The 15,845-nt window shown below is 70.0% G+C and carries 10 protein-coding genes and 2 pseudogenes; 7 read left to right on the plus strand and 5 right to left on the minus strand.

The window, feature by feature from the left end; genetic code table 11:
* Positions 1 to 18 precede the first annotated feature (18 nt).
* The 3 genes and pseudogenes from C6A87_RS12235 to C6A87_RS12245 all read right to left on the minus strand — a co-directional run bounded on the left by C6A87_RS12235 (position 19) and on the right by C6A87_RS12245 (position 3,650).
* Positions 19 to 1,340, minus strand: a pseudogene (locus tag C6A87_RS12235) (ABC transporter substrate-binding protein).
* Between the two features lie 16 nt (positions 1,341 to 1,356).
* Positions 1,357 to 2,838 carry an FGGY-family carbohydrate kinase gene (locus C6A87_RS12240; RefSeq protein ID WP_311117458.1) on the minus strand — a complete coding sequence of 494 codons (1,482 nt, stop codon included), beginning with the start codon at positions 2,836 to 2,838 and terminating at the stop codon, positions 1,357 to 1,359.
* Positions 2,835 to 3,650: a DeoR/GlpR family DNA-binding transcription regulator gene (locus tag C6A87_RS12245; RefSeq protein ID WP_311117459.1), complete on the minus strand. Its 816-nt coding sequence runs from the start codon at positions 3,648 to 3,650 to the stop codon at positions 2,835 to 2,837. Before C6A87_RS12245 ends, C6A87_RS12240 begins: the two co-directional genes overlap by 4 nt.
* A 247-nt stretch (positions 3,651 to 3,897) precedes the next feature.
* Here C6A87_RS12245 and C6A87_RS12250 point away from each other — a divergent pair, with 247 nt between their 5' ends.
* From C6A87_RS12250 to C6A87_RS12265, 4 genes are read left to right on the plus strand one after another with little or no spacing between them, the layout of a single operon-like run.
* Positions 3,898 to 7,320, plus strand: coding sequence for a transglutaminase family protein (locus C6A87_RS12250; RefSeq protein WP_311117460.1), 3,423 nt, complete (start codon positions 3,898 to 3,900; stop codon positions 7,318 to 7,320).
* Positions 7,320 to 9,956 (plus strand): circularly permuted type 2 ATP-grasp protein, encoded by a 2,637-nt coding sequence (locus C6A87_RS12255; RefSeq protein ID WP_311117461.1) that lies wholly within the window; start codon positions 7,320 to 7,322, stop codon positions 9,954 to 9,956. The genes C6A87_RS12250 and C6A87_RS12255 overlap by 1 nt, the downstream gene beginning before the upstream one ends.
* The gene (locus tag C6A87_RS12260) at positions 9,953 to 10,852 is read left to right on the plus strand and encodes a transglutaminase family protein (protein WP_311117462.1); all 900 of its coding nucleotides are present in this window, start codon (positions 9,953 to 9,955) and stop codon (positions 10,850 to 10,852) included. The genes C6A87_RS12255 and C6A87_RS12260 overlap by 4 nt, the downstream gene beginning before the upstream one ends.
* Complete coding sequence (locus C6A87_RS12265; RefSeq protein ID WP_311117463.1) at positions 10,845 to 11,930, plus strand: putative zinc-binding metallopeptidase; 1,086 nt, start codon at positions 10,845 to 10,847, stop codon at positions 11,928 to 11,930. The genes C6A87_RS12260 and C6A87_RS12265 overlap by 8 nt, the downstream gene beginning before the upstream one ends.
* On the opposite strand, the gene C6A87_RS12270 is transcribed toward C6A87_RS12265, so the two are convergent.
* The gene (locus tag C6A87_RS12270; RefSeq protein WP_311117464.1) at positions 11,927 to 12,706 is read right to left on the minus strand and encodes an SDR family NAD(P)-dependent oxidoreductase; all 780 of its coding nucleotides are present in this window, start codon (positions 12,704 to 12,706) and stop codon (positions 11,927 to 11,929) included. The genes C6A87_RS12265 and C6A87_RS12270 overlap by 4 nt on opposite strands.
* Before the next feature lie 73 nt (positions 12,707 to 12,779).
* Between C6A87_RS12270 and C6A87_RS12275 the strand changes: the two are divergent.
* Both C6A87_RS12275 and C6A87_RS12280 read left to right on the plus strand, forming a co-directional pair.
* A pseudogene (locus tag C6A87_RS12275) lies at positions 12,780 to 13,617 on the plus strand (DUF3097 domain-containing protein).
* A gap of 9 nt (positions 13,618 to 13,626) precedes the next feature.
* A complete protein-coding gene (locus C6A87_RS12280) occupies positions 13,627 to 14,955 on the plus strand; it encodes a replication-associated recombination protein A (RefSeq protein ID WP_311117465.1) in 1,329 nt (442 codons plus the stop codon).
* A gap of 78 nt (positions 14,956 to 15,033) precedes the next feature.
* Here the strand turns inward: C6A87_RS12280 and C6A87_RS12285 are convergent, their stop codons facing one another.
* Positions 15,034 to 15,342: a GlsB/YeaQ/YmgE family stress response membrane protein gene (locus C6A87_RS12285; protein ID WP_311117466.1), complete on the minus strand. Its 309-nt coding sequence runs from the start codon at positions 15,340 to 15,342 to the stop codon at positions 15,034 to 15,036.
* Positions 15,343 to 15,450: 108 nt separating this feature from the next.
* Between C6A87_RS12285 and C6A87_RS12290 the strand changes: the two genes are divergently transcribed.
* Positions 15,451 to 15,840, plus strand: a complete 390-nt coding sequence (locus tag C6A87_RS12290; protein ID WP_311117905.1) for a secondary thiamine-phosphate synthase enzyme YjbQ — start codon at positions 15,451 to 15,453, stop codon at positions 15,838 to 15,840.
* Positions 15,841 to 15,845 lie beyond the last annotated feature (5 nt).

Consider the following 15,845-nt stretch of genomic DNA (forward strand, 5'->3'; position numbering starts at 1 on the left):
CCGGTTCGGGCACAGGGGTCAGCCCTGGATCTTCTCTGCTTCGGCCTGTGCGGCGGCCAGAGCGTCTTCGACGCTCTTCTTGCCGGCGACCGCCTCGTTGAGCTCGGTGCCGACGGCCTGGATCATCTCCTCGCCGCTGGGACCCTGAGTCAGCGGAGCGGCGTCGCTCAGCAGTTGCTCGACGGTGCGGTAGTACTCCTCACCGAACTGTCCCTGCAGCACCGCCGGGTCCTGCAGCGTGCTCTGGCGGATCGCCGCGCCGCCCTTCTCGGTGCGCACCACGTCGTTGGGCTTGGCGGTGATCCACGAGACGAATGCCCACGCCGCGTCGGGGGTCGCCGAGTTGGCCGGGATCGCCCAGCTCCACGAGCCGAGCACCTGCTTGCCGCCCGGGATGGGGGCGAGCTTGACCTTGCCACGGCCGGCCCGGAGCCCGGCTCGTTGATCGCAGGCAGCTGCCAGTTGTAGTTGATCATCGACGCGGACTGGTTCGCCGCCACCGAACGCTGCGCCTCGTCCATGCCCCAGCTGAGGCTGTTGGCGGGTGCGGCGGTGTTGTAGGTGTCGATGTACGCCTCGAGGGCGCGCTTGGCTTCGGGTGTGTTCAGCGTGACGTTGCCGTCGGCGTCGTAGATCGATCCGCCTGCGGCGAACAGCCAGTTGCCCCACTCTTCGAAGATCTTGTAACCACGCTGCGGCTGCATCGCGATGCCGGCGCGGTCGCCGCTCTTGAGCGCCTTGCTGGTGCTGACCAGTTCGTCGAGCGTCGTCGGAACCTGCTGGTTGGCGGCCGCCAGATCGTCGGCGTTGTACAGGTATCCGAGCGCGTAGTTGTAGAACGGCACGCCGTAGCGGACCCCGTCGACGGTGGTGATGTCGGTCAGCGGCTTGAAGAAGTCGCCGGCGTCGTAGTCCGGGGTGCTGTCGATGCGGCTGTCGAGCGGCTGCAGGAAGTTCGCGTTGGCGAAGTCGACCATCCACGGGTTGTCGACCACGATCAGGTCGTAGGTCGGCGACGAGGACTGGAACGACGACACCAGCTTGTCGCGCATCTGGTCGAACGTCAGCGACTCGATGTTGACGTCGACGTCCGGGTATTCCTTGTTGAAGTCGGCCACCATCGACCGCACGATGTCGGTGTCCGGGACGTTCTCCATCAGGATCCGCACCGTGCCCGAGATGTCGGTGGGGACCTCACCGCTGCCGGTGGACTCGGCCTGTTCCGGTCCGCCGCTGCCGGCGCAGGCCGACAGTACGAGCGCGCCGGCGGCGAACATCGCGAGGAAGGCGGTACGGGTCTTGCCGCGCCGCCTTTGGGTGGGGATTTGAGCGAATCTCATTACAGTGCTGTTCCTTTCATCGGGTGGTGCGGGCCAGAGTGTGGGAGATCGGGGCCATCGCGGTACCGAGCTCACGCCAGGTGGCGTAGGCCTCGTCGTAGGCCGCGCGGCGGGCCGGATCCGGGGTGTAGGGCGCGTCCAAAGTGATGAAGCGTGCCGCGTCCGACCAGTCGTCGAGCGCGCCGACGCCGATCGCGGCGATCACCGCGGCGCCCAGCGACGCGCCCGGGTGACCGCGCACCGGAAGCATGTCGTGGCCCAGCACGTCGGCGTGAATCTGTTTCCACAGAGTCGATTTGGAGCCGCCGTTGGTGATCATCACCCGGGTGAACGGGATGCCGATCTCGCCGAACACCTCGACGTGGTGGCGGAACCCGAACGCGATCGCCTCCAGCACCGAGCGGTACATGTCCGCCCTGGTGTGCCCCAGGTGCATGCCGGCGAAGACGCCACGCAGGTCCGGGTCGTGCAATGGGCTCTTCTCGCCGAGGAAATACGGCAGGCACAGGATCTCGGCGGGCGGGCGGGAGGCGGCCTCGTCGTCGAGCGCGGTCAACTCGGGACCGCCGATCAATGCCTGGAACCACCGGATCAGGCTGCCGCTGGTGGCCATGCAGCCGTTGGGCAGCCAGTGGCCCGGCACCGGGTGGGCGTCCAGATACAGGCGTTCGTCGACGATCTGCGTGTCGCTGGCGACCAGGATGTCGCCCGCTCCACCGAGTTTCACCAGGGCGTCGCCGGGATCGTTGACACCTGCCGCGAACGCCGACAGCACGTGGTCTGCCCCGCCGACCACCAGCGCGGTGCCTGCGCGCAGGCCGGTCTCCGCCGCGGCGCGGGCACTGAGTTCGCCGACCCGGGTGCCGGGACGCCGGATCGGGGCCAGCGTGGCCGCGTCCAGGCCGGCGGCGCGCAGCACGTCGGTCGCCAGTTCCCCGTCGATCTCGAACAGGCCCGACTCCAGTGCCCAGTTCTGTTCGACGTGCACCGGTGCGCCCAGCGCGGACAGCACCCAGTCGTAGGAGCCGACCCAGTGCGCGGTCTCGGCGTACACCTCGGGTTCGTGTTCGCGCAGCCACACCGTGGTGGGGGCCACCGACTGCTGGGTCAGCGCGGACCCGGTCAGGCTCACCAGGTCGGTGCCGGCCAGCACCTCGGCCAGCTCGGCGACCTCGCGGTGGGCGCGGGCGTCGTTCTGAAGTATCGCGTGCCGCAACGGGTTCCCCGCGGCGTCGACCGGGACCACGGCCGGCACCATGCCCGAGGTGGCCAGGGCGCCGATCTGCTCGGGCGCCACCCCGCTGGTGGCCACCACCTCGCGGATCGACTCGATGACGTTGCGGTACCACTGCGCGGTGTCGGCCTCGGCGAAGCCGGGCGCGGGGGAGTGCAGGGTGGTCTCCCGGTTCGCGGTGGCCAGCAGGCCGCCCTGCGTGTCCAGGAGCACCGTCTTGGTGCCGGTGGTGCCGATGTCGACACCGATGGTGTATCTGCTCACCGCTGTCCTCCGGCTGCCTGTGTAGATGAATCGTCTTGTCCGGCAACACAGATCACTTCAACGCCGGCTTCGCGCGCGGCGACCAGTGCGGGGTGGTCGGGCGGTCCGTCGCTGACGATGGTCTGGACCTGGGACAACGCGGTGATGCTGACGAAGGTGACGCGGCCGAGCTTGCTCTTGTCCGCTGCCACGATCACGCGGTCGGCCCGCCGGCCGGCCACGCGTTTCACCCGGCTCTCGGCCTGGTGGTAGTCGGAGATCCCGCGGTCGCTGTCGATACCGGCCACACCCATCACATAGGTGTCGCAGTTGTAGCTGGCCAGCGTGTCCTCGGTGATGGGCCCGATCAGGCTGAGCTCACCGGCGCGCAGCTCGCCGCCGGTGAGTATCACGGTGGTGTCCGGCTCGTCGACCAGGGCCAGCGCGGCCAGCACGCTCGGCGTGACGACCGTCAGGCCGAGGCCGCGGCCCTTCAGTGAGTTGGCGACGGCCAGCGCGGTGCTCCCGGAGTCCAGGATCAGTGTCTCGTTGACCCCGATCAGGTCGGCCACGACGTCGGCGATGTGGATCTTCTCCTGCGCGGCGTCGGCCACCCGGGTCGCGAACGACGGCTCGGTGTCCTTGCCCTGCACTGCGATCGCGCCGCCGACGACCCGGCGCAGCACACCGAGGCCTTCCAGCACCTCGACGTCACGGCGGATCGTCATCTCGGAGACGTCGAACTCCTCGGCCAGGTCGGCGAAGTTGACCTCGCGGGCGGAGCGAACGCGTTGTTCGATCCGTTCCCTGCGGGTCTTCACGTCTAAGGTCACGACACACTCTCTGTTTAAAATTCACAGAAAACTCCCGTTGGATCTCAGGATCTTCCGGGTTTCTGGGGCGGGGGTGTGAATCTATAACACGATGGTGTGGAGACGCCACATTTCGCGCCGATGGGTCCAGGATCGGCCGCGCAACTGCTCGTGCCGGTCCCGCGAGCGCGAAATGACCCGATACCGCGCACCGCCCAGACCTGACGCATCCTGCGTCTGGCACTCCGGTGTGGTGGGATCTAGCGCTATGGGTATCAAGGTGGCCCTGGAGCACCGCACCAGCTACACGTTCGACAGACTCGTCGAGGTCTATCCGCACGTGGTCCGGCTGCGCCCTGCGCCGCACTCGCGCACCCCGATCGAGGCCTACTCGTTGACGGTCGAACCGGCCGATCACTTCGTCAACTGGCAGCAGGACGCCTTCGGCAACTTCGTGGCCAGGCTGGTGTTCCCGTCGCGCACCCGGAGTTTGACCATCACCGTCGGGCTGATCGCGGACATGATGGTGGTCAACCCGTTCGACTTCTTCATCGAGGAGTACGCCGAACGCGTCGGCTTCGCCTACCCGGCGGCGCTGGCCGAGGACCTCAAGCCCTACCTGCGCCCGGTCGACGAGGACGACGACGGCTCCGGGCCCGGCGGCCTTGCCCAGGCATGGGTGGAGAACTTCACCGTGGCCTCCGGCACCCGCACCATCGACTTCCTCGTCGCGCTCAACCGTGCCGTCAACGCCGACGTCGGTTACTCGGTGCGGATGGAACCGGGTGTGCAGACCCCGGACGTCACGCTGCGCACCGGTATCGGGTCGTGCCGGGACTCGGCGTGGCTTCTGGTCTCCATCCTGCGTCAGCTCGGCCTGGCCGCCCGGTTCGTGTCGGGCTACCTCGTGCAGCTGACCTCCGACGTCGAAGCGCTCGACGGGCCGTCGGGCCCGACCGCGGACTTCACCGATCTGCACGCCTGGACCGAGGTCTACATCCCGGGCGCCGGCTGGATCGGTCTCGACCCGACCTCCGGGCTGTTCGCCGGCGAGGGACACATCCCGCTGTCGGCGACGCCCCACCCGGCCTCGGCCGCGCCGATCACCGGTGCGACCGAACCCTGCGAGACGACATTGGAATTCACCAACGTCGTGACCCGCGTCCACGAGGACCCGCGGGTGACCCTGCCCTACACGGAGCAGGCCTGGGCGGCGATCAACGCGCTGGGCGCGCGCGTCGACGACCGGCTGGCCGCGGACGACGTGCGGCTGACGATGGGCGGTGAACCGACCTTCGTCTCGATCGACAACCGCGTCGACCCGGAATGGACCACCGACGCCGACGGCCCGCACAAGCGCGAGCGGGCCTCCGCGCTGGCCGCCCGGCTGAAGGCGGTGTGGGCGCCGCACGGCCTGGTCCAGCGCAGCCAGGGCAAGTGGTATCCGGGGGAGCCGTTGCCGCGCTGGCAGATCGGCCTGTACTGGCGGACCGACGGCGAACCCCTGTGGGCGGACGAGAAACTGCTGGCCGACCCGTGGTCGGAGGACCCGGACCCGCGCACACCGGAGCCGGACGCCCCGGCCCGGCTGCTCGGCGCGGTCGCCGACGGCCTCGACCTGCCCGCCGGTCAGGTCCGGCCCGCCTACGAGGACGGGTTGGTGCGCCTGGCCAAGGCCGTGCGCCGGCCCGACGGCGACCCGGTGCCCGCCGAAGACGATCTCGGCGGCGACAGTCCCGACGCGCGCGCCGAACTGCTGGCCCGGCTGGACACCTCGGTGGCCGAGCCCGCCGCGTTCGTGCTGCCGCTGCACCGCCGCGACGACGACACCGGGTGGGCGAGCGCGGACTGGCGGCTGCGCCGCGGCCGGATCGTGTTGCTCGACGGCGATTCCCCGGCCGGACTCCGCCTCCCGCTGGACTCGATCAGCTGGCGTCCACCCCGCCCGGCACTGCCCGCCGACCCGATCGAGCGCCGCCCGCCGCTGCCCGGCCACGGAACGGCCGGGCACGACCCCGCGACCCCGGAGGAAGAGGACACCGACCGGTTGCCGACGACCGCGCTGGTCGGCCAGGTCCGCGACGGTCTGCTGTACGTGTTCCTGCCGCCCACCGAGGAGCTGGAGCACTTCGTCGACCTCGTGCACCGGATCGAGTCGGCCGCGGCGGCCGTCGGGTGCCCCGTGGTGATCGAGGGCTACGGACCGCCCGACGATCCCCGGCTCACGGCCATGTCGATCACCCCGGATCCGGGCGTCATCGAGGTCAACGTCGCCCCGACCGCGTCGTTCGCCGACCAGCGCGCGCAACTTGAGACGCTCTACGCCCAGGCCAGGCTGGCCCGCCTGTCCACCGAACAGTTCGGCAACGACGGCACACACGGCGGCACCGGCGGCGGCAACCACATCACCCTCGGCGGCATCACCCCGGCGGATTCGCCGCTGCTGCGCCGTCCCGACCTGCTGGTCTCACTGCTGACCTACTGGCAGCGGCACCCGGCGCTGTCCTACCTGTTCGCCGGCAGGTTCATCGGCACCACCTCGCAGGCGCCGCGGGTGGACGAGGGCCGTCCCGAGGCCCTCTACGAGCTGGAGATCGCGTTCGCCGAGATCGCCCGGCTGACCCGGGAGCCGGGCGAAACCGCCGCTCCGGAACATGGTTGCTCCGCAAGCTCCGCTCCGGAACATGGTCGCTCCGCAAGCTCCGCTCCGGAACATGGTCGCTCCGCAAGCTCCGCTCCGTGGCTCGCCGACAGGGCCCTGCGGCACCTCCTCACCGACATCACCGGCAACACCCACCGCGCGGAGTTCTGCATCGACAAGCTCTACAGCCCCGACAGTGCCCGGGGCCGCCTCGGGCTGCTGGAGCTGCGCGGTTTCGAGATGCCGCCCCACCCCCAGATGGCGATGGTGCAGTCGCTGCTGGTCCGCTCGCTGGTCGCCTGGTTCTGGGACGAACCGCTGCGCGCGCCACTCATCCGGCACGGCGCCAACCTGCACGGTCGATACCTGTTGCCGCACTTCGTGATCCAGGACATCGCTGAGGTCGCCGCCGAGTTGCGCGGGCACGGCGTCGAGTTCGACACCAGCTGGCTGGACCCGTTCACCGAGTTCCGCTTCCCGCGTATCGGGACCGCGGTGCTCGGCGGCGTCGAGATGGAGCTGCGTGGCGCCATCGAACCGTGGAACGTGCTGGGCGAAGAGGCCACCGCCGGCGGGACCGCGCGCTACGTCGACTCCTCGGTGGAGCGGCTGCAGATCCGGCTGATCGGCGCGGACCGGCAACGCCATCTCGTCACCGTCAACGGCCACCCGGTGCCGATGCTGGCCACCGACAACCCCGACGTCCAGGTGGGCGGGGTGCGCTACCGCGCCTGGCAGCCCCCCAGCGCGCTGCACCCCACGATCACCGTCGACGGTCCACTGCGGTTCGAACTCGTCGACGCCGCCACCGGCATGTCCCGGGGCGGATGCACCTATCACGTGTCCCATCCCGGCGGCCGCGCCTACGACACCCCTCCGGTCAACGCGGTGGAGGCCGAGTCACGGCGGGCCCGGCGGTTCGAGACCAGCGGCTTCACCCCGGGCAAAGTCGATCTGGCCGGTCTGCGCGAGAAGCAGGCCCGGCAGGCCACCGATGTGGGTGCACCGGGCATCCTCGATCTGCGGCGAGTGCGTACCGTTCTGCAGTAATGGCCTTCCCCGCACCATCTCCGACACCTCACCAGGGAGCCGGACCCGCCGACCTGGACAACCCGCTGGCGCCCTACGGCACCATGCGGGCCCAGCAGGCGCTCTTCGACCTTCTGCCGCAGCTCAGCGGGCCCGCCGCGGGCTACGACGAATTCGTCGACGAGGCAGGCCAAGTGAGGCCGGCATGGCAGGAACTCGCCGAGTGCGTGCGCGAGCGCGGCCGCGACGGCCTCGACCGGCTGCGCGCGGTCGTGCGCGGCCTGGTCGACAACGACGGCATCACCTACATCCAGACCGACGGCGACGACACGGTGGCGGGGCCGTGGCACCTCGACGCGCTGCCCCTGATCATCTCCGCGCCCGACTGGGACCGGTTGGAGGCGGGGCTGGTGCAGCGGTCGCGCCTGCTCGACGCAGTGCTGACCGACCTCTACGGCCGGCGGTGCGCACTCACCAGCGGGGTGCTGCCGCCGCAGTTGCTGTTCGCCCATCCCGGATACGTCCGGGCCGCCCACGGCATCGAGCTGCCCGGACGCCACCAACTGTTCCTGCACGGCTGCGACATCAGCCGCGACGGCGCCGGCGACTTCGTCGTCAACGCCGACTGGACCCAGGCGCCGTCCGGGGCCGGGTACGCGCTGGCCGACCGGCGGGTGATCGCGCACGCGATCCCGGAGCTCTACGAGCAGATCGGCCCGCAGCCGGTGTCGCCGTGGGCCCAGGCGCTGCGGCTGGCGCTCGTCGAGGCCGCCCCGGAGACCGCCGAGGAACCCGTCGTGGTGGTGCTCAGTCCGGGCATCCACTCCGAGACGGCGTTCGACCAGGCCTACCTGGCCAGCGTGCTGGGGCTGCCGCTGGTGGAGAGCGCGGATCTGGTGGTCCGCGACGGCAAGCTGTGGATGCGTTCGATGGGCACCCTCAAGCGGGTCGACGTGGTGTTGCGCCGGGTCGACGCGGCCTACGCCGACCCGCTCGACCTGCGGCCCGATTCCCGCCTCGGGGTGGTGGGGCTGGTGGAGGTGCTGCGCCGCGGCGCGGTCACCGTGGTGAACACGCTGGGCAGCGGCGTGCTGGAAAGCCCTGGGCTGCTTCGCTTCCTGCCGGAGCTGGCCGAGAAACTGTTCGGTGAGTCACCGCTGCTGCCGACCGCCCCGCTGTACTGGGCCGGCATCGACGTGGAGCGCTCACACGTGCTGGCCAACCTGTCGTCGCTGCTGCTCAAACCGGTCACCGGGGGAGAGGCCATCGTCGGGCCGGAATTGTCGACCGCCCAGCGGGAGTCGCTCGCGGCGCGTATCGCCGCCACCCCGTGGCAGTGGGTCGGTCAGGAACTGCCGGAATTCTCGTCGGCCCCTGCGGACTTCCTTCCCGGCGGGCTGTCGTCGTCCAGCGTCGGCATGCGGCTGTTCACCGTGTCCCAGCGTGGCGGGTACGCGCCGATGATCGGTGGCCTGGGATTCCTGGCCGCCCCGGGCGCCGACGGGTACCGGCTCAAATCCGTTGCGGCCAAGGATATCTGGGTCCGCACACCCAGTCGGGTCACCGCCGAGACGATCCCGGCGCTGCCGGGGCTGGCCAGCGCGAGCCCGACCCAGGAGATCAGCTCGCCGCGTGTGCTGTCGGACCTCTTCTGGATCGGCCGCTACGCCGAACGCGCCGAACACATGGCGCGGCTGCTCACCGTCACCCGCGAGCGCTACCACGAGTACCGGTACCGGCGCGCGATGGACGGCAGCGAATGCGTGCCCGTGCTGCTGACCGCGCTCGGCGCGATCACCGGAACCGACACCGGCGCAGGGTCGGACTACGCGGAGATGGTCGCGACCGCGCCGACCACCCTGTGGTCGCTGACCGCGGACCGGCACCGGTCCGGTTCCCTGGCCCAGTCGGTGGAACGGCTCGGCCTGGCCGCCCGCGCGGTGCGCGACCAGATGTCCAACGACACCTGGATGGTGCTGACCGCACTGGAACGCGCGCTGCTGGCCGCGCCGGGCACCCCGCCGGACTCCAAGGCCGAGGGTGAGACGTTCCTGGCGTCGACGAACAGCCTGACGCTGTCCGGGATGCTGACGCTGTCGGGTGTCGTCGCCGAATCGATGGTGCACGACGTCGGCTGGGTCATGCTCGACATCGGCAAGCGGATCGAACGGGCCCTCGCGCTGACGGCGCTACTGCGGGCCACCATGACCACGGCGCGGACCCCGGGCGCCGAGCAGACCATCACCGAATCGACCTTGGTCGCCTGCGAATCGCTGGTGATCTACCGCAGGCGCAACCCCGGCAAGTTCAGCGTCACCGGTCTCGCGGAGCTGCTGCTGTTCGACGCCGACAATCCGCGCTCGCTGGTGTACCAACTCGACCGGCTGCGCACCCACCTGCGATCGCTGCCCGGCGCGTCGGGGTCGTCGCGACCCGAGCGCATGGTCGACGAGATCGCCGCCCGGCTGCGCCGCATCGAACCCGGCGAGTTGGCGGAGGTCGCCCCCGACGGCCGCCGCGACGAGTTCGACGCGCTGCTCGGCGCCATCCACCACGACGTGCGCGAGCTCGCCAGCGTCATCACCGCGGTCCACCTGTCGCTGCCCGGCGACATGCAGCCGCTGTGGGGCCCCGACGAACGCCGGGTCTTCCCGTGAGCACCCGCTGCTACCAGATCACCCACCGCACGGAGTACCGGTATTCCGACGTGGTGACCAGCTCCTACGGGCGGGGATTCCTGACGCCCCGCGACTCGGACCGCCAGCGGTGCCTGTTCCACGAGCTCGACCTGGATCCGGAGGCCGCCGACAGCTCCACCAGCCGGGACGGCTGGGGCAACGTCAGCTCGTATTTCCACGTCACCGAACGGCACCGGGCGCTGACGGTGACCAGCCGCTCCGTCGTCGAGGTGGATCCGCCGCCGCCCGATCTGTACGACGGGCCGTCGGCGCGCGCGCCGTGGGAGATCGCCCGCCCGGTCGGCCCCGACGGGGCGGCGGCGGTCGAGTTCACCCTCGACCTGAGTCCGCCCGAGCTCACCGACGAGATCCGCGCCTATGCCGCACCGAGTTTCACCCCGGGCACGCCGCTGATCGACGTGCTGCGGGATCTGACGCAGCGCATTTACACCGATTTCACCTACCGCTCGGGCTCGACCACCGTATCGACCAAGGTGAGCGAGGTTTTGGCGGCGCGGGAAGGGGTATGTCAGGACTTCGCGCGGCTGGCGATCGCCTGTCTGCGGGCCAATGGTCTGGCCGCCGGTTATGTCTCCGGGTACCTGGCCACCGACCCTCCCCCCGGGAAGGAACGCATGGTAGGAGTCGATGCGACGCACGCGTGGGCGTCGGTGTGGACACCTCAGAATCTCTGGCTGGGACTGGACCCGACCAACAACCAGATGGTCGACGAGCGCTACGTAACAGTCGGATACGCCCGGGATTACGCCGACATACCGCCGCTGCGCGGGATTATCTACACCGATTCGGAGAGCAGCGTGATCAAGGTCGCCGTCGACGTCGCGCCGTATCAGGGGAGAGTGCCGAATGCGTGACTTCACATGCCCGAACTGCGGCCAACGGTTGGCGTTCGAGAACTCGGTGTGCCTGAACTGTGGTAGCGCACTGGGGTTCTCGCTGGACGACATGGCGCTGCTGGTGATCGCGCCCACCGAGGAGAGCGAACACGCGGGCGCGGTCGACGAGCAGCGCTTCCAGCTGTGCGCGAATCTGCATCTGGCCGAGTGCAACTGGCTGGTCGAGAAGGGGCCGATCGCCAAGCTGTGCGTGTCGTGTGCGCTGACCCGAACCCGGCCCAACGACGCCGACACGATCGCGCTGGCGGCATTCGCCGGCGCGGAGCGCGCCAAGCGCAGGCTGATCGTCGAACTGCACGAGCTCTCGCTGCCGATCGTCGGACGCGACGTCGACCCCGACTTCGGGCTGGCCTTCGATCTGCTGTCCAGTCAGTTCGAGAAGGTCTTCACCGGCCACGAGAACGGCGTGATCACACTGGATCTCGCCGAGGGTGACGACGTCCACCGCGAGCAGTTGCGAATCTCGATGGACGAGCCGTACCGGACCCTGCTCGGGCACTTCCGGCACGAGATCGGCCACTACTACCAGTACCGGCTCATCGGCACGTCGCAGGACTACCTGGACCGCTATCACGAGTTGTTCGGCGATCCGGAGGCCGACTACCAGGCCGCTCTCGACCGCCACTACAGCGAGGGCGCGCCGCCGGGCTGGCAGGACGACTACGTGTCCTCTTATGCGACCATGCATCCCGCCGAGGACTGGGCCGAGACGTTCGCGCACTACCTGCACATCCGCGACACGCTGGACACCGCGGCGGCGTTCGGGTTCGCCCCGGCCACGGCGACCTATGACCGGAGGATGCTGGGCCCCAGCGGTTTCGACACGCTCATCGACCTCTGGTTGCCGCTGTCGTGGGCGCTGAACATGGTGAACCGCTCGATGGGCAAAGAGGACATCTACCCGTTCGTGCTGCCGCCGCCGGTGCTGGAGAAGATGCGCTTCATCCACACCGTGATCGACGAGATCACCTCGAACCCGGCGAAACTGGCGGAGATCGGCTCACCGGTCGAGGACCAGAGCCAGCAACTCGGCTAGTTCATCAGCTTCTGCATGAAGCGGTGCGCACCGAGCACCACCTTCGCGCGGTCGGGATGATTGCGCCGCGCGACGTCGTCCTCGTTGCCGCCGACCACGTGCACCGGCCCGTGCGGCAACTGCCGAAGGCCCTCGGCGGCGACGTCGGCGGGCTCTGAGACGCGCAGCCCGGGCACGTCGAAGTTCAGCCCGACGCGCTCCATCGCCGGGGTGCGGGTGACGCCGAGCACCAACTCCAGCACGTGCACGTCATGCTCGCGCAGCTCCAGCCACAGGCCCTCGGCGAAGACCCGGCCGAACGCCTTGACCCCGCCGTACACGGTGTGCCGCACCGAGCCGAGATATCCGGCCATCGACCCGACCAGCAGGATACCGCCGCGCCGGCGGTCCCGCATCGGGCGCGCGTAGTGCTGCACCAGCGTCATCATCGCGGTGATGTTCAGGTCGATCACCCGCCCGAACTCGGCGAGGTCGGCGTCGAGGAACTCCTCGCTGCACGTGTTCGCGCCCGCGTTGTAGATCAGCAGGCCGACCTCCAGGTCGGCGGCGGCCTCGATCACCGCGTCGGCGCCGTCGACCAGATCGACCGCCAGTGTGCGGACCTGCACCCCGTACTCCCGGCATCGGGCGGCGGTGTGCTCCAACGGTTCCGGCTTGCGAGCCACCAGCACCAGGTTCACCCCGGCCCGAGCCAGCTGGTCGGCGAACTCCGCCCCGACGCCTTCCGATCCTCCGGCCACGACCGCCCAGGGCCCGTAGCCCGCCACATTCGTCATCCACAGATCATCGCGCCCCGCGCCGGGGTGTTGGTGCCGGGGTATCTCCGCGGTGGGCCACTACGATCAGCCGGTGGCTGATCGCTATGGCGCCGACATTCTGGCCAACAACCCACACCAGGCCCGCAAGCCGCGCTCGACGGAGCAACCGATCGAGATCGGCATGGTCGTCGAGGACGCGCAGACCGGTTTCGTGGGTGCGGTGGTGCGGGTCGAGTACGGCCGGATGGTGCTCGAAGACCGGAACGGCCGTACCAAACCGTTCCCGGTCGGGCCCGGCTATCTGATCGACGGCAAGCCCGTCATCCTGACCGCACCCAAGAAGGCGGCACCGACCGCGCCGGCCCGCACCGCGTCCGGCTCGGTCGCGGTGAAGGGAGCGCGCGCGAAGGTCGCGCTGGCCAGCCGCATCTACGTCGAGGGCCGCCACGACGCCGAACTCGTCGAGCAGGTGTGGGGTGAGGACCTGCGGATCGAGGGGGTGGTCGTCGAATACCTCGGCGGCGTCGACGACCTCGCCGCGATCGTCGCCGACTTCCGCCCGGGCCCGGACGCCGGCTCGGCGTGCTCGTCGACCACCTCGTCGCCGGGTCGAAGGAAGCCCGCATCGCCGACGCTGTCCGCCGCGGACCGGGCGGCGAGCACACGCTGGTGGTCGGGCACCCGTACATCGACATCTGGGAGGCGGTGAAGCGGCCCGCCTCGGCATCGCCGAATGGCCGAGGATCCCCAAGGGCCAGGACTGGAAGCACGGCGTGTGCGCGGCGCTGGGCTGGAAGCACCGCGACCAGGCCGACATCGCCGCGGCCTGGCAGAAGATCCGCGGCCGGGTGCGGGACTGGACCGACCTCGAACCCGAACTGATCGGCCGGGTCGAGGAGCTGATCGACTTCGTCACCGCACCCGTGTAAGCAGGGAGCGTGTCCGACAGTCTGTTCGATGTGCCCGGCGAGCGGGTGGCACCGGCCGCGGCCCCGGTGGGCGCCTCAACGCCGCTGGCGGTCCGGATGCGCCCCGCCTCGCTGGACGAGGTGGTAGGCCAGGGGCACCTGCTCACGCCGAACTCGCCGCTGCGACGGCTCGTCGAGGGATCGGGCGCGGCTTCGGTGATCCTGTACGGCCCGCCCGGCACCGGCAAGACCACGCTGGCGTCGATGATCTCCCAGGCCACCGGTCGCCGGTTCGAGGCGCTGTCCGCGCTCGCCGCCGGCGTCAAAGAGGTGCGGGCGGTCATCGAGGAGGCCCGCGTCGCGCTGCTGCGGGGCCAGCAGACCGTGCTGTTCATCGACGAGGTGCACCGGTTCTCCAAAACCCAGCAGGACGCGCTGCTGGCCGCGGTCGAGAATCGGGTGGTGCTGCTGGTGGCGGCCACCACCGAGAACCCGTCGTTCTCCGTGGTGGCACCGCTGCTGAGCCGGTCGCTGATCCTGCAGCTGCAGCCGCTGACGCCCGCCGAGGTCGCCACGGTCATCCGGCGCGCCATCGAGGATCCGCGCGGCCTCAACGGCAAGGTCAGGGTCACCGATGAGGCGATCGACCAGCTGGTGCAGCTCTCGGCCGGCGATGCGCGCCGGGCGCTGACCGCGCTGGAAGTGGCCGCCGAGTCGGGCCAGGAAGTCACCGTCGAGATCGTCGAGCAGTCCCTGGACAAGGCCGCGGTGCGCTACGACCGCGACGGCGACCAGCACTACGACGTGGTCAGCGCGTTCATCAAGTCCGTCCGCGGCTCCGACGTCGATGCCGCGCTGCACTACCTGGCCCGGATGCTGGTGGCGGGGGAGGACCCGCGGTTCGTCGCGCGCCGGCTGATGATCCTGGCCAGCGAGGACATCGGGATGGCCGACCCGACGGCCCTGCAGATCGCGGTCGCCGCGGCCCAGACCGTGCAGCTGATCGGGATGCCGGAGGCACAGCTGACCCTCGCGCACGCCACCGTCTACCTGGCGACCGCGCCGAAATCGAACGCCGTGACCACCGCGCTGGGGGCGGCGATGAACGACGTGCGGGCGGGCAAGGCGGGTCTGGTGCCCGCACACCTGCGCGACGGCCACTATTCAGGCGCCCAGAAGCTGGGCAACGCGGTCGGCTACAAGTACGCCCACGACAGCGCCGACGGGGTTGTCCCGCAACAGTATCCGCCCGACGAACTGGTGGGCGTGGACTACTACCGGCCCACCGGGCGGGGGGCGGAACGCGAGATCTCGACTCGGGTGGACAAGCTGCGGGCGATCATCCGGCGCCGACGCTGACTCGCCGGACCGCTGCAGACATGAGGTGACCCCGACTGGTCGGGGGCCCAGCCGGGATCACCAAGGATGGCTGCGGTGTTACCGCAGCATTCCCGAGCGTCGTCCGCCGGTCACGCCGGGCCGGCGGCGGCTCATCAGCGAGGCGACCAGCGCCACACCGATCGCGGCCACGACGACCTGGACCAGCAGCTCGAGCCAGTCGACGCCCTTGGTGGCGGTCGGGATGCCGAGCGCGGCGGCCAGCCACGTGCCGATCAGTGCGGAGACGATGCCGACCAGGATGGTCACGATCATTCCGATGGACTGCTTGCCCGGCAGGACGAGGCGGCCGAGTACGCCGACCACGATGCCGATCAGAATTGCGCTGATGATGCCGGTGACGGTCATGTCTCCTCCAAGGTTCGCGGTGCCGCAGACATACCCTGGCCCCGACGGCAATAAACGCTCGCGTAAACGCCCGGACCGCCTCGTAGGCTCGACCGGATGAACACCGAAGTGCTCGAGGTCGACACGTCCCGGCGCCGCACCGTCGACCTGACCGAGGCGGTGCGGGACTTCTGTCGCGCCCAGGGCGACGGCCTGTGCAACGTGTTCGTGCCGCACGCCACGGCGGGGCTGGCGGTGATCGAGACCGGCGCGGGTTCCGACGACGACCTGCTCGACGCGCTGGAACGGTTGCTGCCCCGCGACGACCGCTACCGGCACGCGCACGGTTCACCCGGGCACGGCGCCGACCACGTGCTTCCCGGGCTGGTGTCGCCGTCGGTGACGGTGCCGGTGGCCGACGGGCAGCCGCTGCTGGGCACCTGGCAGAGCATCGTGCTCATCGACCTGAACAGGGACAATCCCCGTCGCTCGGTGCGGCTGAGCTTCGTGTCGGGCTGACGGTT

Source organism: Mycobacterium sp. ITM-2016-00317 (assembly GCF_002968295.1).
In the GTDB taxonomy this organism is placed as follows: Bacteria; Actinomycetota; Actinomycetes; order Mycobacteriales; family Mycobacteriaceae; genus Mycobacterium.

Bases quoted from the DNA above. Each gene is read 5' to 3' on its own strand.
- C6A87_RS12255 (WP_311117461.1), top strand. From the start codon at position 7,320: ATGGCCTTCCCCGCACCATCTCCGACACCTCACCAGGGAGCCGGACCC.
- C6A87_RS12285 (WP_311117466.1), bottom strand. From the start codon at position 15,342: ATGACCGTCACCGGCATCATCAGCGCAATTCTGATCGGCATCGTGGTC.
- C6A87_RS12270 (WP_311117464.1), bottom strand. From the start codon at position 12,706: ATGACGAATGTGGCGGGCTACGGGCCCTGGGCGGTCGTGGCCGGAGGA.
- C6A87_RS12250 (WP_311117460.1), top strand. From the start codon at position 3,898: ATGGGTATCAAGGTGGCCCTGGAGCACCGCACCAGCTACACGTTCGAC.
- C6A87_RS12265 (WP_311117463.1), top strand. From the start codon at position 10,845: ATGCGTGACTTCACATGCCCGAACTGCGGCCAACGGTTGGCGTTCGAG.